The sequence below is a fragment of the Dellaglioa sp. CoH-56-MRSF-13 genome, from assembly GCF_056782095.1.
The window spans coordinates 70,421-90,192 of the sequence record NZ_JBXAYC010000005.1 but is presented as its reverse complement, the minus strand read 5'-3'; the positions used below and the strand labels follow the sequence as shown (position 1 = coordinate 90,192).

The window sequence follows — 19,772 nt, the reverse complement described above, 5'->3', positions numbered from 1 at the left end:
TTAGTTACCAAAATCTTTAAGAATTCATACAGAAATCAAGCAAATGCTCAATTTTATGTAAGTTTATGGTAAAATAGGATATCTTTATAAATTTAGAAAAGAGTTGAAAATAAATAATGAATACGCTACTACTTATGCTTGCCGCTGGTCTTGTGGCAGGTGCTCTAGGATCTATCTTAGGATTAGGTGGCGGCATCATTGTCACCCCGGTCTTAACTTTAATGATGGGATTAGATATTAAATACGCTATTGGTGCTAGTATCATTGCCGTTATCGCAACGAGTTCTGGTGCTACAATTGCATTTCTAAAAGATGACGTTTTAAATTTGAGGGTCGCCATGTTTTTAGAAATCGCAACGACAATTGGTGCGATTTGTGGAGCACTCTTAACAGGAGTCTTTAATACATCCTTTCTCTTCATTTTATTCGGTGCTTTTTTGCTACTTTCTGTCTACAACATGCTTAAAAAAATTTTTGTAGGTGAAGAAGTTTTAAAATCAGCTGAACCTGATTATTTATCTACCAAATTTAAACTGAATAGTTCGTACTATGATAAACAACTAAAAAAACAAGTTGATTATCAAGTCGAAAATGTTCCAGGTGGGATGGCGATTATGCTTGGTGCTGGAGTTGCTAGTGGACTACTAGGAATCGGATCTGGTATTTTCAAAGTTATGGCAATGGATACTGCAATGAAAATGCCGTTGAAACCATCAAGTTCAACAAGTAACTTAATGATGGGTGTCACCGCTGCCGCAAGTGCGACCGTCTACTTTTTCAATGGTTCAATTAGACCTGATATTGCGGTTCCATTAGCGCTAGGAATTTTAGTTGGTTCATCAATTGGTTCGCGTGCAATGCAATACCTACCCGCAAAAATAATTCGCCTCATTTTTGTACCTGTACTATTGTATGTCAGCATTCAGATGATTCTAAAAGGATTCGGGGTATCTATCTAATGATGAATGAAAAAAATAACACATCAGCCGAAATGGCAAAAATTGAATTAATGATTGGTCAAATACTAAGAATTGGCGTTTTCATTTCTGCGATAATTATGATTATTGGTCTTATCCTATCCTTAGTTACAGGTTCAACAGGCTATCAAGGTAATACATTTCCAACTTCATTTTCTGCTATCATTTCTGGAATTGTCGCACTTAAACCTTACGCAATTATGATGCTTGGGCTATTTTGCTTAATACTAACACCAATTCTTCGTGTCGTTATTTCAATTTATGCTTTCTACAAAGAAAAAGATTATCTGTACGTTAAAATTACCGTCATCGTTTTAGTCATTTTAATTGCTGGCTTTTTTATTGGCGAACATTAATTAATAAAGGGGAACATTTCAATGTCAAGTCGTCGAGAAAACTATCATAAAGAACAACTACTACACCAAGAAACAACTAATCACCTGCCTTTACCAAAACGCGAAAGAAAAAATAAAAAGCAAAACAAGAAACGTCGTCGCTTAATTTGGTTAATCATTATAATAATCGCTGCTATCTGCGGTGGCGTTTATGCCTACCATAAATACTCAAACGCTAAAAATGCAGCTGATAAAATCTATACTTCTACTAAAATTGCTAAAACTAGAAATGTCGCAGCGGTTTTGGAAAAGGACCATCCTATTTCGATTTTACTTTTAGGTTCTGATGATGGTGCCTTGGGTCGTGCTAAAACTGGTGGCCGAACGGATACTTTAATCGTTGCCACACTTAACCCTAAAACAGAATCAATGACCTTAATCAGTTTACCGCGTGATACTGAAGTTGCGGTTTCAGACCATGAATCAGATTTTCCAAGTAAGATAAACGCTGCCTATGCTTATGGTGGTGCTGCAACTGCCGTTAAAACTGTTGAAAAATATTTCAATGTACCCATTGATTTCTACGCAACAATCAACATGGGCGGTTTAGAATCACTAGTTGATGCTGTTGACGGTGTTGACGTTAATCCACCACTATCTTTTTCTTATAATGGTGCCAGCTTCAAAAAAGGCGTTAAAACTCATGTCAACGGTAAACAAGCCCTTTCGTATGCCCGCATGAGATATGATGATCCTCTTGGCGATTACGGTCGACAAAAACGCCAACGTCAGATTATTATGGCAGTGGCTTTAAAAAGTACACAACTTCAAAATTTATTAGACGATAAATTTTTAAATACAATGTCATCTCAAATGAAAACTGATTTAACATTCAATGATCTTACCGTCTTAGGTACCAATTATCGTAAGGCAACACATCATTCACATTCAGATTATCTACAAGGTACAGGAACAATGGTCAATGGAGAAGCTTTTGAAATTGCCAGCGAAACTGAAAAACAACGTATCACTGATAAATTACGTTCCACACTTGGCTTGGTTCCAGCTAAAACTGGAAATACTTTAACAGCCGATACAAAAATTAATACAACTCGTGAATAGTTAAAAGTAGGCCGTCAATCGGGGATTGACGGCCTACTTTTTTGCATAAAAAAACAACTCACCTAAATGGCAAGTTGTTTAGATTTTAAATTAGTCTTTGTTTACGTTTACTGCTTGTGGTCCACGGTCACTATCTTCAACGTCAAAAGTTACTTTTTGACCTTCGTCTAATGTTTTAAAACCGTCACCTTGAATAGCTGAGAAATGTACGAATACATCACTACCATCTTCGCGAGTAATGAAACCAAAACCTTTATCTGCGTTAAACCATTTTACTGTACCTTGTTCCATGAATAAAATCCTCCTTGTGTCTATGTGACACGTTTTATTTATGACTCTCAAATCGTCCCAGTTGATATCGTTTCCGAAGACACTCATCAACTTCATTTGATTTGAAAAGCCACCTAAATTATATCACGTCTAATTGTAAAAACAAATTCTAAAATAGCGCTTTTATTTAGTTGTTTTCATCTTCAAGTGGTAACGCTAAATCATCATTTTCTTCCAGATTATATGGCTGGTATTTACCCATTAAATATCCTTGAATCATTTGAATAACTTCATAACGATCACTACCTGATAAAATTTTATCGCGGTATAAAAGTGTTGCCGTCCGTGCGAATAAATCTTCAAGATCAATCAATTCATCGTTAGTTTGACCAACTAAAAAATCAATTGAAACATGAAAGAATTCGGCCAACTTTCTGACTTCAAGATATGAGGGTGTATTAATACCACGCTCCCAACTACCAATCTGCGGGCCAGAATTCAAGTTATGATTCGATTTTTGAGACTGATTTAATCCAACAGCTAATTGAGTTAGCGTTAATCCACTACCTCTGCGCAATGCTTTTAATCTTTCCGGAAACATCAACAACACCTCCTTTAGATAAGCATACCTCTTTTTTAAAAAAAGGGTAGGTTTTTAACCAAATAAACCGCCAATATAATAAGTTACAGCCATTGTTACTAATCCAACAAAAACATTTCTTACCATGGCATGTCTAATATTATTACGCCCTAATATCCCGCTTACTGCCCCTGTTAAAAGTAAAGCTAAAGCAACGCCAATAACCGTCAGTGGAATCATAAACTCAGTTGGGAGTATCGCTATTAATAATAATGGAACTAGCGAGCCAACTACAAAGGATGTCATTGAGGACATCGCTGCGTGCCACGGATTTAAGTACTCACCGACATCAATATTGTTAACTTCTTTACAGTAATTTTCTAGTTCATTTTGAGACATTAGTTCATTGACCACATCCGTTGCGACCATCCGCGAGAATCCCTTTGCTTGGTAGATATTAATTAATCGTTCAATTTCAAATTCACGATTTTCTTTTAACTTTTTTGCAGCTGAATGGATAATCGATTTTTGTGTATCCCTTTGTGCAGAAACTGAGACGTATTCACCACCAGCCATTGAGAACGCTCCCGCAAACATACCAGCAAGTCCAGCTAAGACAAGATAGTACTTACCTTGACTAGCACCGGCCATCCCCAGAATAACGCCTGCAACTGAGATGATGCCATCATTAGCACCTAATACCCCTGCTCTTAAAATATTTAATTTCGTTGATAAAGCCATTCCTACTTTTAATGCACGACTATTCATCAAATGATTCACTCCATTTCCAATCATTTAAGTATAAGCTAATTGGGAACGATTATCAGTCGGGTTTATTAATTTCGTTAAGGAACATGATTGCCTTATCTTAAATGGGACACAATCTTACCATAGATAAAGACTGACTACTAGAAATCGAAAGGACCTGCATTTCAACCCATTATAGGATATACTTAAAGCAATTGTTCGAAAGAGGTGAATCAAATGTCTGACTCAAAAAAATACCCAATTAGTCCCTATTTTGAAATTAAAAATAATCATCCTTGGTACCTTGATGCCGAAATTGATGACTTATCACTTTATAATCAAAACTTTAAGGTTGTCTTACAAACAATAACTAAAAATGAAAATATTAATAAAGGGTGGCGCGATGAGGATTTAGAATCTAACATTCAGTTACTCCTTCTTATTGATTACGAAGAACTTGAAGTTTGGAAATATCCCGTCGATTTGTCATTTGATAAATTATCTTTAAAGGAAGATGTTGTATCATTCAATGAAAATAGTCGTATTGCACTTTATTTTGAAGATGATCAAGCTGTGATGCGAAAACTCGGCTACCTACCAAAAGAGGATACATTACAGGTCCATAATATTATGGCAGGCCTACCACATTATAAAATTGCCACTTATTTGACAGGCGGTCCTTATAAGAAATTAACGTTCGAAGACGACGAACTTCAAATTGATAATGGTTTTGAAGAATTTCGTTTAAATATTTTAATCTACTAAAAAAACATTCTCAATGAGAATGTTTTTTTGATTACTTATTTTTACTTTTTTTATTAAAAATTGATTTAACTGATCGTTTTAAAACATCGCCCATTCCAAGTGATTGAACCATATGAGCTGGATCAACATAGTTACGCATTGCACGTAACACCATTTTTGGTTTTTTAGACGCAAAAGTAAATGTCCCATTCTTCTTCGTTTTAATTGCATATCTCGGAATCCATCGTCCTTTAAACATCACAGACGCGATAACTTGATCAACTTCATCCCATGGAATTTGGATAAACTTGCGTGCATCACGGTCATTATAAAATTCAAACCCTTTATCGCCAATCATGATTTTACCATAATCAGTTAAACCTGTGAAAGCAGTTGCATCGATTGTTAAGTCTACCTTTGTATTAATTGACTGGACCATAGTATTTCGACTCCAATGTTTTTTGACGTTATCTTATTATACCTTAATTAATTGCATTGAACCATATAAAAAAACCCAGGAAAATTCCTGAGTTTTTTTGAAATTTTATAAAATTCCAAGTACGTGTCCACCGATACCAACTATGAATAAACCTAGAATGATAAGAATTGGTGAAACTTTTTTCTTAAGTAACCACATACAGAAGAATGTTAATAATAATGCTGCTAAACCTGGAATTAATTGATCCAAGTTATTTTGTAATGTTGTTACTTTATTTGGTGAAAGAGCTAAACCGTCGCTAGCTTGTTGCATAGCTGTTTGCATGCCTTTTCCACCTTGGAGTTTATCAAAATCAATATAAGCACCTTTATCCAACTTAACTGTTGAAATAACTGGCGTAAATTTGATTGAAACCCAACGTTCTACTAATGCGGCTAAAACGAACATTCCCAGTACCGAAGCACCTTTAGTAACATCTTGTAATAAGCCACCTGACATATCTTCAGAAATCTTAGAACCAGCTCTATAACCGAATTCTTGTGTATACCACATGAATCCCATACGGATGATATTCCAAGCTACGAAGAAAATGATTGGTCCCATAATGTTACCACCCATAGCCAATGAAGCACCTAAAGCACCTAACATTGGACGAACAGTAAACCAGAATACGGGATCACCGACACCAGCCAAAGGACCCATCATACCAACTTTAACACCTTGAATTGCAACATCATCAATAGGGGCACCATTAGCACGTTCTTCTTCAAGTGCTAATGTAACACCAAGGATTGGTGAAGCAAGATAAGGATGAGTGTTAAAGAATTCCATGTGTCGTTTCATTGCTGACGTACGTTCTTCTTTAGTTTTGTATAATTTTTTAATTGCTGGAATCATTGAGAATGTCCAACCACCATTTTGCATACGTTCGTAGTTCCATGAACCTTGAATAAACGTTGAACGCCATGCTACAGCCAATCGATCTTTTTTAGTTAATTCAATTTTATCTGCCATAATATATTCCTCCTTCTTCCAGTTTAATAATCGTTTAGAATTTCGCCAAGTGGATCACCGGTATTATTGCCACCGCCACCATTTGATGAACCACCCATTTTTGAAAGGTTCAAGTAAATAAGAGCAAGAGCAACACCGATAGCACCAATAGCGATCAATGTTAATTGAGTAATAGCTGCGACTACGAAACCAAGAATAAAGAATGGCCATACTTCTTTTGTAGCCATCATGTTAATAACAAGTGCATAACCAACGGCAACAACCATACCACCACCAATAGCCATACCATCTGTTAACCATGCGGGCATTGATTCAAGGAAACCTTTAACTGTTTCAGCTGGAATAAAGAGCAATGCTCCGGCTGGAATAGCAATACGGATACCTTGCATACCAATAGCAAGAACATGCCATATTTCTAGCTTACGGATATTACCTTGTTCTGCTGCTGCATCCATTGCATGAACAATAGGAACAGCAAGTGTACGAACAACCATTGTTAAGAATAATCCGGCAACGGCAAGGGGAACGGCGATAGCGATAGCTGATCCAACACCTTTAATCCCTTGTCCACCTAATACTAAAATAATTGCTGATGCAACTGAAGCAAGTGCAGCATCGGGTGCAATAGCTGCCCCGACATTAGCCCAACCAAGTGCGATCATTTGAAGTGTACCACCTAAAACAATTCCGGCGGTTAAATTACCGGTTACTAACCCGATTAATGTACATGCCACTAGTGGTTGATGGAATTGGAATTCATCTAAAATTCCACCCATACCAGCTAGAAAGGCAATAATTACTACTAAAATCATTGATATAGCTGACATAATAAGCCTCCTAAATTAATTTTCTTTTATTGTGTTGTTTAAGCTTTTGCTAATTCACCTTTAGCTTTTTTGAGAATGTTAGCCATATTCTCTTTTGAATCGTTAGGTACTTTACGGACATCAAATTTAACGCCCTTATCTTCTAGTTTTTCAAAAGTATCAACATCGTCTTGTCCCATTGATAATACGTTGTTAACAACTACTTTACCAACTGAATGAGCCATTGAACCAAGGTTAACTTCGTCAAATTTCATTCCGCCTTCAATTGCTGTTAACACATCTTGTGGACTTTCAAAAAGAAGTAATGCTTTCATTCCACCAAAACGAGGGTCTTTTGAAACTTCAATCATCTTAGCAATTGGCACAACATGTGCAATAATACCAGGTGGTGAAGCTTGTTCAATTAAGTTTTTACGAAGTGTATCCTTAGCAACATTATCAGAAACAACGATAATACGGTCAGGCTTAACTGATTTAGACCATGCTGTAGCAACTTGTCCATGCAATAAACGTGAATCAATACGTGTTAAAACGTATTTAATTTTACCATCACCGATTACAGTTCCTTCAGGAATTGAACCAGTAGGTTTGTTTGTTGCAACAACAGCTGCTTCTTTTGGTGCTAAATCTTCTGGCTTAATCTTAACGCCACCTTTTGCTTCGCTTAGAATACTTGCAGCAATTTCTTGTGCAGAATCCATTGACAAGCGTGCTGCGTAGGCTTCAATTAACATTGGTAAGTTTAAACCTGTAACAATTGCCCATTTATCTTTATGAGCGTCAAGCAAACCGTTTGCTTGATTAAATGGTGATCCACCCCATAAATCAACTAAGAATAAGACTTCTTCAGGATCATCAAAAGTAGCAATTGCTGCTTCAAGATGAGCTTTTAAATCGTCTGGTCCTTCGTTTGGCATGAAAGTTACAGCTTGAACATTTTCTTGTTCACCAAAAATCATTGAACCGGATTGCATGATGCCTTCGGAAAATTTACCGTGACTTGCAATTACAATTCCAACCATTTTAAAACCTCCTAAATTTTTATCAGATTACTGTAAGAACTCCGGAAAAACGCTTACATTTATAATATAAAAACACGCAAAAATTATTTCAAAAACAACTTAAGCATTTTGCTTTTGTTCCTAGGTAATCTGATTTAATTTTAAAATGTTACGAAACACTTAAAAATAATATCGTTTCCATAACGTCTATGTTGTTAAGTATAGCACAACGATTACGAATTACTATTAAAAATATTAATTTGTATTCGCTTACAATTATACCATTTAATCGTATAGATATTAGTTATCAACCTATATGATGGGTTTTTTTACGTTTCCATAGCTTGTTTCATTCAACAAAATCTTATCTATACCAATTTATAAAAAAAGTTTTGTTATATACAATGCTATTTTATTTTTTTAACACAAAGTGGTATTGAAATTGCTTAAAATATTTTCTTATTCTTTTCATTGATTAAAAAAAGACCTCATTGAAATGAGATCTTCGAATTATTAAACTTCAACAACTTGATTAATAGACAGCAAATACAGATATTTATGCGCAACTTTCAACCCAGTCATATTCTCTAGTGCTTCGCCATATAAGTTCAATTGGCCACGATAACGTGCTGTCAATTTTTCTATTTCTTCTATTGTATTGTCTTTAGAAACTTTATCAGTCTTATAATCAAATACCACCAACGTATTATCTTTTACAAAATAACCATCGATAATTCCATGGATCAAAACTTTTTCCTTATTTGACTCAACCTTTTGAAATAGCTCATTGGCAGGTAGTAACATTGAGAATGGCGCTTCACGTTGTACATCGTTACCTATAGTTAGAATTTCTTTGCCTAAATCCGTTTGAAAGAAATTGGCAATGTGTTGTCCATTAATTAACGTAGCAACTTCTTTAGTGACTACTTTTGCCGTCACTAATTGCTCAATTTTAGCTTGGATTATCGCTAAAGTTATCTCACTAGTTAAATCTAATTCTTGTAAAATGAGATGAGTTGCACTCCCAATATCACTTCCCATTGGTGCTGCAACTCCCTGCATAAATTTCGGTACAGCAAGTTCACTCGTAACGTATCGGTTGCCTTGTCCTTCAATACTCAACTGATTCATTTCGCGATTAGCTGGATCATCGAATAGACGTTTTACTTCCGATACAGCTTGGTAAGCAGTTGTTTTAGTTAAATTATCGAATGGATACTGAAAATTTAAGACTTGATCAATTTGATTAACATCAATATCCTCAAACGTCTCAGGCATCTCACCCGTGATTGTTTCTAACCAATCCGTCTGAGAAACTTCTTCACTCACTTTACTCATCTGGTTCAGGTCGGTTTTTTGATAAAATTTAACGCTAAATTGCGTTTCATCATCACTTAATAGTAGTGATGATGTTGCTGGATCCAATAATAGTGACATATCAAAAGTAGGATGACGAACTAGCGCCATACCAATCCAATCCATGAAATTTTTAATACCACTTCGAGCTGTTGCATTTAAAACTAATTGTTGGCTTTGAAATGCCTTTTGCCAATGATTAATTGCCGTTTTTTTATTTGTGTAAGCCCCCACAATAAATAATCGTTGTTCCGCACGCGTTAAGGCTACGTACAGTAATCGCATTTCTTCCGCTTCTGATTTTGCAATAGCAGCTGATTTTACAATTGTTTTTTGTAGCGTATCTTCCATCGTCCGATTTTCAGGATTTAAATAGGTTATTCCTAATCCAGCCTGATCATCAATTAAATAAGGTTTTCGCATCGCCATTTGATTAAACTGGTGTGTCGCGTCAACCAAGAAGACCATTGGAAATTCAAGTCCCTTACTACCATGAATTGTCATGACTGACACTGCATTTGCGACATTTTGTACAGGTGCTTCTGCTAAATCCTTATCGCGTTCCTGCATTTTTTCAATGAAGCGCACAAACTGGAATAAACCTTTAAAACTACTATTTTCGTAAGCGTGAGCTCGGTTATACAACGCATGTAAATTGGCTTGGCGCTGACTTCCAGCTGGCATCCCCCCGACATAATCAAGAAATCCAGTATCCTGATAAATCTGCCAAATTAAGGTCGCAATTTGATTTTCATGCGCGATTTCACGAAAGCCCGAAAGTTGTGTTAAGAAACGTTCAATTTTATTATACAGTGTTTTTGCGAAGCTACCTGCTTTAAACGTATCAAAATTTTGATAAAAAGTTAACACCGCTTGATAGTAATCATCTGTTCGGTTGCCAATCCGTAAATAGGCCAGTTGATTTTCATCTAATCCAACAATTGGCGACCGTAGGACACTTACCAATGGAATATCTTGATAGGGATTATCAATAATTCGTAATAATGACATCATAATTCTGATTTCAGTTGTTTGGAAATAGCTCTCCGCATCATTCACAACGACTGGAATACCCATTTTTTTAAATTGGTCAATAATCACCAAATTATTTTTACGAGTTGGGACTAGTAATGCAATATCTCGGTATTCAACGGGACGTTTTTCTGATTTATCACGGTCAAAAATCTCTGTTTCATCTACGATTAACGCTTGAATCCGTTGACCAATTAAAGCAATTTGGCCTTCCGATTTACCATCAATTTCAAACTGATCATTCGTTGCTTCACTATCATCATCCGGTCTTTCTGCAGATTCAGGTTCATCAGATTCGTAAATCAGCACTTCTGCTTTTTGCTCAATATCTGGGTAGTAGTTTGCCCCAAAAACCAATTTAGCATCATTATCATAAGCCATTTGTCCAACGGTTTCATCCATAATCTGGGTAAAAATTAAGTTAGTCACATCTGTTACATTCTTCACAGAACGAAAATTTTCAGCTAAGATAATTCGATTTCCATTACTGTCAGTTTCTTTATAAGCTTGGTATTTACTTAAAAACAAACTAGGATCAGCCAGCCTAAAACCATATATTGACTGCTTTACATCCCCCACCATAAACATATTACCGGGATTAGTCGTGGTTACCCTTGTCAAAATAGCTTCTTGTAGTTGATTAGTATCCTGATACTCATCTACCAGAACTTCTTCATATTTTCCTTGTAGAGCAGCTTGTGTTTGCTCGGAAGATTCAGAATCACTCGCTAAAATGTCCAGTGCTAAATGCTCCAAATCATTAAAATCAAGTATATGTCTTTGACGTTTCTCTTTGGTGAAGGCATCACTAAATAAGCCAATCACACTGACTAATTTTTCAACTAATTTCTTAGATTCTGTCATGATATGCAGTGTTTCTGTTTCATTTAAAACAAAAAATTGTTCTGATAAGTTAGCTAAACGTTTTTTTATTCCAGCTTTTAATTCTTTAATTTGATCCTTAGCAACAGCTTGGTCATCTTCTAAATTTTTAGCTGGCACACTAGGCGCACGTTTCAATTCGTACCCACGAATATTATCGCGAATTTGATTCCAAGAACCATCGTTTTCAACAGATTGGACAACAGCTAACAACATCTGACTTTCTTCTTCAGTCACTGCTTGATGTTTCTCTAACCCAAATTGAATTGATAGTTCTAGAGCCGTTTTTAAATCGGCCTGGATTTGCGTTAAATTTGCTTGAACTAATGGCTTAATACTCTTTTGGTAAAACGAACTACTGATTAAATTATCGCCAACATCATAAGTTGCTGCCAAACTAGCCAACCAACCGGTAGGATCTGGTTTCGAACTCGCAAATGTAAATAGGCTAAAAACCAACTCAGATAAACCATCATCATTTCGATCATTTGAAAAATTTTGTGTTAATCTCTCAAAGTCGACATCGTCTTTGGCATACAACATTTCCCGGACGTCTTCCCAGACACTCTCTCTTAATAAAGCCGCCTCAGTCATATCTGTTAACATTCTAAAAACGGGATCCAAATCAATCACATAATAGTAGCGTTTAATTAATTGGAGACAAAATGCATCAAATGTACTAATATTTGCAACTGGCAAGCGCATTAATTGATCCATTAAATGTTGTTTTTGTTCATGATTGTCTGCTTCATTGATTGCCTTTTGAAGTGCCACCTGAATCCGTTGACGCATTTCTTTAGCTGCAGCGTCTGTAAACGTAACAACTAATAAGTCATCAATAGCTGTTCCCGTTAATATTTTTTGAATGACGCGTTCAACTAAAACTCGTGTTTTACCGGAACCGGCAGAGGCTGATACAAGAATATTAGTCCCACTTTCATCGATAGCACGTTGTTGATTTGGTGTAAATGTAAACTTACTCATTACTGTCGGCCTCCCCGTCTATAATCCGTTTTTCAATTTCTTCCCAGCTTAATTTACTTATTTCATGGTAATTATTTTCGGGTAACATCGCATCAAATTGGAATATTGATTTATATGGTGAATATTGTAGGGCTGTTTTTTTAGCGTTCCATCTAGCCGGACTTAAATCGATTATCCCTTCGAAAATATCTGTTGCCGCATCAATAATTAATTGTTTATTGTGTACCAACAAGAAATCTAAATCTGATTGTGAAATCAATTTTTTTGAACGAGCTGATGGTGATGTGAACCCTTTTTTCGTTTTTCTAAATGGATAGATTAATGAAAACCCTGTTGATTCGTCTTCAAAATCAGTATCTAAATGGCTCAGTAACTGCTCATCTTCCAATAATAGCCCATCCATTTGGTTTGCTTTCAACAACGTATTATCCAATCCTTTTTTCTGTACATCTTCAATTTTCAGCTTAGGATTTTGTAAGTGCATGTAAACTGCACCAGCTGCCGAAGTTTTCAGTCCAGTATTTGGTGCAATTACCTCTGCATTCTCAATCAATGCTTGCAAGTAAGTTAACATTTGCATTGATAATCCATAGAAAGCATCACTAAAATCAAACTTTCGAATCCCTGATTTGTAATCGACGATTCCAAGATATTGTTTTGAATCAACCTTCATATAATCAATTCGATCAATTTTACCGCGGACTTTAACTGAATGGCCGCCAGGTAACTTATAAGCTAGGGCTTTCAAACCTGACTCAGCACCGACATGACCAAATAAAACTTCTGTTTTCAGTGGCTTCATCTTTGTTTGTTGCCCTTGTTGCCACATGGCATGCGTCACTTGTTTTAATAGAAGACTTAATTGTTTAGCAATATAGCCCATTCGACTTGAACTACCAAGAATTTGGAACTGAGGTAACTCGCGCATATCTTTTAAAATTACATTCAAATATTCATCTAGTTGTTCTTTGGGTACATTGGCATAGACTTGGTTTGATTCAGTCACAACTTTCATCAACTCATCCAACCCCATATGGAAAAACTCACCAGTACTTGCAGGAGACAGCTCGAAAATGTCTCGTTCTTTCAATTTCAACCCATATTGTAAAAAATATTCAAATGGATTACGATAGAAAGTTTCTAGTTTTGAAATTGAAGTATTCATTTGTGTTCCATATAAATCAGTTATAATTTCCGGCGTCAACTTAACCGGTATATTTTTATACGCTAAGCTTCCTAATAATTGTTTCGTTAATGGTCCCATTTCTGGGTCAGCCGACAGTTGACGTAACACATACAACCAAGCACTAGGCATGGATACTGCAGTTGTTTTGGCAAGTCGACTAGCTACAACCAATGATGATAATGTACTACGTTTTGTTCCGATAAAATCAAGGACTGATTGTTCTGTTAATTCAGGATTAGCAGCTAAATGTTGAACTGATAAATTGAAGTGTTCTTTAATCATCATTAAATAAGGCGATGGATTTAAATTCTTTTCGCCATCGTTGCCACTTGGATATGAAAAAATCAATTGTTCGCGTGGTCCTAAAAATCCGAGATAATTCAAAAAGGGTTCAGCGGCCATTTGACTAATAGCCGAATCGGCTAAGTATTGATCATCAGTTAATAGATTAGCCATTTTCGCCCGATCATCATCTGTTAATAATTGTGTCTGACTAACTTGTTCTGGCATCACCATATCAGTTGATCCAATCATAAAGGTAATCTTTCGGTTGTTCATTTGAACCATCCCTGATTCAGAAATAACGACCTGATCTAATGTTGATGGCACTTGTGAGTAACTTGCCCCTTCAAATCCCGCTTGAATCAAGGCCATGAAGTCAGCGGTATTGAACATTTTAGTTCCCAATGTTTCAACATATTCATCTAACATCCCAACAAATGTTTGCCAAGTTTGTTCTGGTTCTTCTGATTGTGAGATGTTTCCAGCAGCTAAATAGCGGTCTCGCCAACTTAACAAGCGTTGTGTCACACCTTGTTCAACAAGAAACTGATAAATTAGCTTTGCCCCCTCTTCACCGGTTGTCGCCTGATCTAGTTGATTGAAGAATCCTGGTAAAACGTCTTTAACAAAATGTCTAATTTGATTAATTTGTACTGTGATACTTTGGTCCTTATCCGTCTGTTGCTCATCTGCATCCGTAAAATCAAACCGGTAGAACGTCCAATCATCTTCACGTAGCCACTGAGAACCAGAAAAACCGTATTTTAAAACCATATTTTCTGTTAAATCAACAGCACTACGGTACTGTTCAATTGGCATAGCATGATTTTCTATTTGTGGTATTAATAATTCAGTTTTTAATAAGCGCATCATTGCGCCATATTGATAATGCTTTTCTTTCACCTCAAATAACGCTGCCAGTAACTCGACTAAGGGATGGTCAGCCATTGCGTGTTGTAAATCGTTAAAATAAGGTATTTTAAATTCTTTAAAAACCGGTGGAATAACCGTTTCGTAGCTATCTAAATGCCGCGTTAAAATCATAAAATCTCGATAACGATACTCCTTAGTTGCAACTAACTGGCGAATTTTTGTCGCCACTTGTCGAATTTCAATATACCGACTATCGGCTTCAAAAAGTTGAATAGAATCTGAATTTTCTAACCTTTCTGATTTTGTTTTAACTAACCGTCTAGAGTCAATCCAAAAATCTTCCAGACGAGATAAGTCGGGATTCTGGTTAACTTTGGTTTCAGCATAACTATCCGTTAGCACTGGAATCTGAGCTTGATGTGCTTTTTCAATCAAATTAACATACATCCGGCTTGATTTATAAAATAAGTCAGATTTTTCAGCAACTTCATGTGCATTGCCTTTATCTAAGACTAAGCCAATTGTAATCTGTTTCGCACCCTTAATCAGTGCGTTCACGAGCTCCTGCTCTTGTGCTGTAAATTGAGAAAAATGGTCAATATAAAAATAACTCGTCTTCAAAACGTCATCTGTTAAATAACGACTCAACTCTGCTAATAAATCATTATTTTCAATATATCGGTCAGCCATCGCAGCATCAAATGCGCGATAGATAATTTGTAAATCATCTAATTTAGCACCTAAGTCCCCAGTCGTTGGGAAAGATTCAGCAATCCGAGTTAAATCATCAACTGTCACACAACCAACTTTTAATTCTTTCAGTTGGCTGACTAGTTGTGAAATAAACCCAGTTTGGGTCCTTTCACCACGAAATATTGTTAATTCATCTTCATGTTCCGAAATTAATTGATAAACTAACATATTTAATCCAGACTGAGATAAACGAGGAATCTGATAATAGGGTGTATTCTTCAAAAAGAACCAAGCTAATCGAGTAAACGAAAAGACTTGGACGTTCGATTGTGCAAAAATATTTTGTTCGACAAGTTTGTCTTTACCTAATGCTTCAAGGATACTAACTTCTGCTTCGAACTTAATATGATTGGGAACAAGATAAAAAAAAGATGCCGTTGAATCAGTCGTTTGCGCTGCTTTTAATTGTGCAACAAGGCTTGCTTGATGGTCTTTACTAGCTTTTCCTAGGACAAATTTTAAACTCATTTTAACTCCCCTTTTCATACCGCTAACTCGTTATCATTACCTAATAATATACCATATTTAGCTGTTATATTTTTTTAAGAACACATAAAAACCGCTGGACAAATCACAAAGGTGATTTAACCAGCGGTTCATTTTAATTTAATCTTTTTCTGTAAATAGTTTATCAACTGAGCGATTCTTATGAATTAAATCAATTGCTTGGCCAAACAAGTCGGCAACTGATAAGCGCACAAGTTTATCGAGCTTGTCAGCTTCTGGAACAACGATACTATCTGTTACAATCACTTGTTTAATATTGTCATCAGATAAAGCTTCAATCGCACCTTTTGACATCACAGCATGTGTTGCACAAGCATAAATATCTGTTGCACCAGCAGCTTTAAGTGCACGCGCTGCATCAGTCATCATTGTCCCTGTATCAATCATATCATCAATAATGATACAACGACGCCCTTTTACATCGCCAATAATTGATGTTGCTGCAATATTATCAGCAAAATCAGATCCACGTTTATCAACAATAGCAATTTGTGCTTTGAGCTTTTCAGCCATATTACGAGCACCTTTAACACTATTATGATCAGGTGAAATCACAACAACATCATCTGTAATCCCATTTTCAATGAAGTATTTAGCTTGGATTTCTAAAGAAACTAAATGATCAACTGGAATGTTAAAGAATCCTTGTAATTGAGCGGCATGTAAATCAAGTGTAATTACACGAGAAACACCGGCTAATTGAATAAAGTTTGCAACTAACTTAGCTGTAATAGGTTCACGTGAACGTGCTTTACGATCTGAACGTGCATAACCATAATAAGGCATTACAACGTTAATTGTACCCGCACTTGCACGACGTAACGCATCAACCATAATCAAAAGTTCCAGTAAATTTTCATTTACTGGATTTGAGATTGATTGGATAACATAAACATCTGCGCCACGAATACTTTCATCAATGTTGATTTGAATTTCGCCATCACTGAAATGTTTCACGGATGCTGTAGAAAGACTAGTATTTAAAACCTTAGCCACCTTCTCCGCTAATTCAACGTTAGAATTAAGTGCAAATAATTTTAATTGACCTTTTGCGAATTGACCCGACATGATAGCCTCCGTTATTAATCTGTATTTTTTCTTTATAGTTCTATTATAATGAATTTACACTTAAATTACTATGCTCTAAGTAAAAAGTTTAAGATTATCTGAATTGTTCCTTCAGACTAAACGACAATCCTTATGTTTAATGGTAAAATAGACAGATACGAACTTAAAAATATAACTTAATTATGGGGGACACAAAAATTGTCTAGCGGTACAGTTATCATCAATTTGATTGTTATCTTTGTGACATTATTTGCAGCAGCATTCTTCGTTGCCGCAGAATTTGCACTTGTCCAAGCACGTCCAAGTGCCATCGAAGCTGATATCGAAGCAGGTATTGGAAATCGAAAAAAACAAGAAAGAGCATTAAAAATGCTTAACCATTTGAATGAATACCTTTCAACAACACAGGTTGGTGTCAGTGTTGCTGGTATTATTCTGGGTTGGGTTGGTGAAAAAACCATTGAATTTTTACTTGTAGATGTGCTTAAACTATTCCATTTTGCTTCTGAATCAGGGTTAAATATCATTGGCGCAATTATCGGGGTTTTAATCCTTACTTACGTTGAAGTGGTTTACACAGAAATTGTGCCTAAAAACTTAAGTATCGATATGCCCGTTCAAGTTTTAATGGTTGTTATAACACCATTACGCTACTTTCATCTTGCCTTTTACCCATTAGTTTGGTTATTAAATAACTCAGCAACACGTGTTGCTAAAATGATTGGTATTACGCCAACTGATGAAAATAGTGAAGTTTTTACTCAAAAAGAAATTTTATCTTTATCTCAAAATGCCGTTTCAGGTGGTGAATTAGATAGAGATGATTATGTCTATATGCAACGTGCCTTTGATTTAAATGACAAAATTGCTAAAGATATTATGGTCGATCGAACAAGTCTTTATGTCGTAGATATTACAGATACTGTGCACGATGTCGTTAAAGATTATTTACATCAGGGTTATAGCCGTTTTCCAGTAGTTGCTAACAATGATAAAGATAAAATTCTTGGTTACGTCTATATCTACGATTTAGTTAGACAAGCTGAGATTGATGATACTGTCTTAATTAGTAAACTACTTAGAACAATTATTACAGTACCAGAAACAACACCTATTAGAACATTATTAAGCCAAATGATTAGTAAACAAACACCTATCGTTGTTGTCCTTGATGAATATGGTGGTACAAGTGGTATTGTAACGGATAAAGATATTTATGAAGAATTATTTGGAACGGTTAAAGATGAAATTGATGACGTTTCAAGTGAATACATTATCAAAAATGATGATGGTTCATATAATATTAGTGGTAAAACGACTTTATATGATTTCGAACGCTTCTTTAAATTTAAAAATAAAGCGATGAAAGCATCTGAAAGTGTTACATTAGCAGGTTTCATTCTCGAAAATCATAAAGTTAAATTAAATGATGTCATCAAGTTTGATGCTTTTGAATTTAAGATTATTGAGTTTAAACGTAACTACATTGATTGGTTTAATGTTAAACATACGACGACTCAGGTAGACGCAATTGAAGAACAATGAACTGATAAGAAATAATTTAGTCATTACTAATTGGAGGGAATTTTATATTTATGCCTACTCGTAGAGAACTATATCAGCAGGAATCAATTGCAGATTCCACTTCTAATCCAAGTAAAAATCGTCACTCATCGTTGCCAAAAAATGGTAAGAAAAAACCAAATAAAAAACGTCGTCGTTTAATTCTTCTTTTATTGCTCTTACTTTTGGTCGGTGGCGGTATTTATGCATACAGAGCTTACGCAAACGCAAAAAAAGCAGCTGATTCAATTTATACGCCGACAAAAGTCGCTAAAGCTAGAAACGTTTCTTCAGTCTTAAAATCAGGCTATCCAATTTCAATTCTCCTTTTAGGAACCGATGATGGTGCGTTAGGCCGTGCAAAAGTTGGCGGTCGAACAGATACCTTAATTGTCGCAACTTTAAATCCTAAAACGGAATCAATGACGTTAGTCAGTTTACCCCGAGATGCAGAAGTTGCGGTTTCTGGTTATGAATCAGAATTCCCAAGTAAATTAAATTCTGCCTATGCTTATGGTGGTCCTGCTTCTGCTGTTAAAACAGTCGAGAAATATTTGAACGTCCCTATTGATTTCTATGCAACCATTAATATGGGCGGACTCGAAACATTAGTTAATGCGGTTGGTGGCGTTGATGTCACACCACCACTATCGTTCACCTATCAAGGTGCACACTTTAAAAAAGGTGTTAAAACTCATGTTAATGGTGCAGATGCATTATCTTATGCCCGAATGCGTCATGAGGATCCACTTGGTGATTATGGCCGTCAAAAACGTCAACGCCAGATTATCATGTCTGTTGCCTTACAGAGTACAAACTTACAAAACTTATTAAATCAAAAATTCTTAGACACGATGTCTTCTCAATTGAAAACAGATTTATCATTTGATGATTTAGTGACTCTAGGAACTAGCTATCGTGTTGCCACGCACCATTCAAAATCTGATCACCTACAAGGAACTGGAACCATGATTAACGGTGAAGCTTTTGAAGTCGCTGATACACCAGAGAAGCAACGTATTACCGATAAACTTAGATCTGCCTTAGATTTAGTTAAAGCAGAAACGGGCAATACTTTATTAACAAATTCAACAATTAACACAACTCGAAAATAATGACCTATACACTACTCGCATCATCAAGAAGGCAACTTCTGATGATGCTTTTTTATTTATATTGATTAAATTTCATATAGAAAATAGGTCCGTAAAAAAAATTTATTTTATTCAT

16 protein-coding genes are annotated in these 19,772 nt (G+C 35.8%); 6 read left to right on the top strand and 10 right to left on the bottom strand.

Annotation, left to right across the window (positions count from 1 at the left end; all coding sequences use genetic code 11):
• Positions 1-116 precede the first annotated feature (116 nt).
• The 3 genes from AC1RP1_RS06325 to AC1RP1_RS06315 are packed head-to-tail and all read left to right on the top strand — an operon-like array spanning position 117 to position 2,434.
• A complete protein-coding gene (locus tag AC1RP1_RS06325) occupies positions 117-959 on the top strand; it encodes a sulfite exporter TauE/SafE family protein (RefSeq protein WP_481761732.1) in 843 nt (280 codons plus the stop codon).
• Positions 959-1,333, top strand: coding sequence for a DUF1634 domain-containing protein (locus AC1RP1_RS06320; RefSeq protein WP_481761733.1), 375 nt, complete (start codon positions 959-961; stop codon positions 1,331-1,333). Before AC1RP1_RS06325 ends, AC1RP1_RS06320 begins: the two co-directional genes overlap by 1 nt.
• 21 nt (positions 1,334-1,354) lie before the next feature.
• A complete protein-coding gene (locus AC1RP1_RS06315; RefSeq protein ID WP_481761734.1) occupies positions 1,355-2,434 on the top strand; it encodes an LCP family glycopolymer transferase in 1,080 nt (359 codons plus the stop codon).
• Positions 2,435-2,524: 90 nt separating this feature from the next.
• Here the strand turns inward: AC1RP1_RS06315 and AC1RP1_RS06310 are convergent, their stop codons facing one another.
• The 3 genes from AC1RP1_RS06310 to AC1RP1_RS06300 all read right to left on the bottom strand — a co-directional run bounded on the left by AC1RP1_RS06310 (position 2,525) and on the right by AC1RP1_RS06300 (position 4,079).
• Complete coding sequence (locus AC1RP1_RS06310) at positions 2,525-2,725, bottom strand: cold-shock protein (protein ID WP_112251328.1); 201 nt, start codon at positions 2,723-2,725, stop codon at positions 2,525-2,527.
• A gap of 166 nt (positions 2,726-2,891) precedes the next feature.
• The gene (locus AC1RP1_RS06305) at positions 2,892-3,305 is read right to left on the bottom strand and encodes a helix-turn-helix domain-containing protein (protein WP_481761735.1); all 414 of its coding nucleotides are present in this window, start codon (positions 3,303-3,305) and stop codon (positions 2,892-2,894) included.
• Positions 3,306-3,359: 54 nt separating this feature from the next.
• Entirely contained in the window at positions 3,360-4,079 is a 720-nt protein-coding gene (locus AC1RP1_RS06300; protein ID WP_481762651.1) for a VIT1/CCC1 transporter family protein, read from the bottom strand.
• A 189-nt stretch (positions 4,080-4,268) separates the two neighbouring features.
• Here AC1RP1_RS06300 and AC1RP1_RS06295 point away from each other — a divergent pair, with 189 nt between their 5' ends.
• On the top strand, positions 4,269-4,796 hold the full coding sequence (locus AC1RP1_RS06295) for a hypothetical protein (protein WP_481761737.1): 528 nt from the start codon (positions 4,269-4,271) through the stop codon (positions 4,794-4,796).
• 31 nt (positions 4,797-4,827) lie between these two features.
• Here the strand turns inward: AC1RP1_RS06295 and AC1RP1_RS06290 are convergent, their stop codons facing one another.
• The 7 genes from AC1RP1_RS06290 to AC1RP1_RS06260 form a co-directional block, all read right to left on the bottom strand.
• The gene (locus AC1RP1_RS06290; protein WP_409021995.1) at positions 4,828-5,214 is read right to left on the bottom strand and encodes a DUF956 family protein; all 387 of its coding nucleotides are present in this window, start codon (positions 5,212-5,214) and stop codon (positions 4,828-4,830) included.
• 105 nt (positions 5,215-5,319) lie between these two features.
• Positions 5,320-6,228: a PTS system mannose/fructose/sorbose family transporter subunit IID gene (locus AC1RP1_RS06285; RefSeq protein ID WP_481761738.1), complete on the bottom strand. Its 909-nt coding sequence runs from the start codon at positions 6,226-6,228 to the stop codon at positions 5,320-5,322.
• 23 nt (positions 6,229-6,251) lie between these two features.
• Positions 6,252-7,055: a PTS mannose/fructose/sorbose transporter subunit IIC gene (locus AC1RP1_RS06280; RefSeq protein WP_481761739.1), complete on the bottom strand. Its 804-nt coding sequence runs from the start codon at positions 7,053-7,055 to the stop codon at positions 6,252-6,254.
• 38 nt (positions 7,056-7,093) lie between these two features.
• Positions 7,094-8,077 carry a mannose/fructose/sorbose PTS transporter subunit IIA gene (locus tag AC1RP1_RS06275; protein ID WP_481761740.1) on the bottom strand — a complete coding sequence of 328 codons (984 nt, stop codon included), beginning with the start codon at positions 8,075-8,077 and terminating at the stop codon, positions 7,094-7,096.
• A 492-nt stretch (positions 8,078-8,569) separates the two neighbouring features.
• The gene (addA, locus tag AC1RP1_RS06270) at positions 8,570-12,310 is read right to left on the bottom strand and encodes a helicase-exonuclease AddAB subunit AddA (RefSeq protein ID WP_481761741.1); all 3,741 of its coding nucleotides are present in this window, start codon (positions 12,308-12,310) and stop codon (positions 8,570-8,572) included.
• On the bottom strand, positions 12,303-15,872 hold the full coding sequence (locus AC1RP1_RS06265) for a PD-(D/E)XK nuclease family protein (RefSeq protein WP_481761742.1): 3,570 nt from the start codon (positions 15,870-15,872) through the stop codon (positions 12,303-12,305). Before AC1RP1_RS06265 ends, addA begins: the two co-directional genes overlap by 8 nt.
• Before the next feature lie 138 nt (positions 15,873-16,010).
• Positions 16,011-16,979 (bottom strand): ribose-phosphate diphosphokinase, encoded by a 969-nt coding sequence (locus AC1RP1_RS06260; protein WP_481761743.1) that lies wholly within the window; start codon positions 16,977-16,979, stop codon positions 16,011-16,013.
• A 198-nt stretch (positions 16,980-17,177) separates the two neighbouring features.
• Between AC1RP1_RS06260 and AC1RP1_RS06255 the strand changes: the two genes are divergently transcribed.
• Positions 17,178-18,524 carry a hemolysin family protein gene (locus AC1RP1_RS06255; protein WP_481761744.1) on the top strand — a complete coding sequence of 449 codons (1,347 nt, stop codon included), beginning with the start codon at positions 17,178-17,180 and terminating at the stop codon, positions 18,522-18,524.
• Between the two features lie 50 nt (positions 18,525-18,574).
• The gene (locus AC1RP1_RS06250) at positions 18,575-19,657 is read left to right on the top strand and encodes an LCP family glycopolymer transferase (RefSeq protein ID WP_481761745.1); all 1,083 of its coding nucleotides are present in this window, start codon (positions 18,575-18,577) and stop codon (positions 19,655-19,657) included.
• Positions 19,658-19,772 lie beyond the last annotated feature (115 nt).

Excerpts from the sequence above, each read along its gene's own strand:
- AC1RP1_RS06325 (WP_481761732.1), top strand. The coding sequence starts at position 117 with ATGAATACGCTACTACTTATGCTTGCCGCTGGTCTTGTGGCAGGTGCT.
- AC1RP1_RS06320 (WP_481761733.1), top strand. The coding sequence starts at position 959 with ATGATGAATGAAAAAAATAACACATCAGCCGAAATGGCAAAAATTGAA.
- AC1RP1_RS06315 (WP_481761734.1), top strand. The coding sequence starts at position 1,355 with ATGTCAAGTCGTCGAGAAAACTATCATAAAGAACAACTACTACACCAA.
- AC1RP1_RS06310 (WP_112251328.1), bottom strand. The coding sequence starts at position 2,725 with ATGGAACAAGGTACAGTAAAATGGTTTAACGCAGATAAAGGTTTTGGT.
- AC1RP1_RS06305 (WP_481761735.1), bottom strand. The coding sequence starts at position 3,305 with ATGTTTCCGGAAAGATTAAAAGCATTGCGCAGAGGTAGTGGATTAACG.
- AC1RP1_RS06300 (WP_481762651.1), bottom strand. The coding sequence starts at position 4,079 with ATGATTGGAAATGGAGTGAATCATTTGATGAATAGTCGTGCATTAAAA.
- AC1RP1_RS06295 (WP_481761737.1), top strand. The coding sequence starts at position 4,269 with ATGTCTGACTCAAAAAAATACCCAATTAGTCCCTATTTTGAAATTAAA.
- AC1RP1_RS06290 (WP_409021995.1), bottom strand. The coding sequence starts at position 5,214 with ATGGTCCAGTCAATTAATACAAAGGTAGACTTAACAATCGATGCAACT.
- AC1RP1_RS06285 (WP_481761738.1), bottom strand. The coding sequence starts at position 6,228 with ATGGCAGATAAAATTGAATTAACTAAAAAAGATCGATTGGCTGTAGCA.
- AC1RP1_RS06280 (WP_481761739.1), bottom strand. The coding sequence starts at position 7,055 with ATGTCAGCTATATCAATGATTTTAGTAGTAATTATTGCCTTTCTAGCT.
- AC1RP1_RS06275 (WP_481761740.1), bottom strand. The coding sequence starts at position 8,077 with ATGGTTGGAATTGTAATTGCAAGTCACGGTAAATTTTCCGAAGGCATC.
- addA (WP_481761741.1), bottom strand. The coding sequence starts at position 12,310 with ATGAGTAAGTTTACATTTACACCAAATCAACAACGTGCTATCGATGAA.
- AC1RP1_RS06265 (WP_481761742.1), bottom strand. The coding sequence starts at position 15,872 with ATGAGTTTAAAATTTGTCCTAGGAAAAGCTAGTAAAGACCATCAAGCA.
- AC1RP1_RS06260 (WP_481761743.1), bottom strand. The coding sequence starts at position 16,979 with ATGTCGGGTCAATTCGCAAAAGGTCAATTAAAATTATTTGCACTTAAT.
- AC1RP1_RS06250 (WP_481761745.1), top strand. The coding sequence starts at position 18,575 with ATGCCTACTCGTAGAGAACTATATCAGCAGGAATCAATTGCAGATTCC.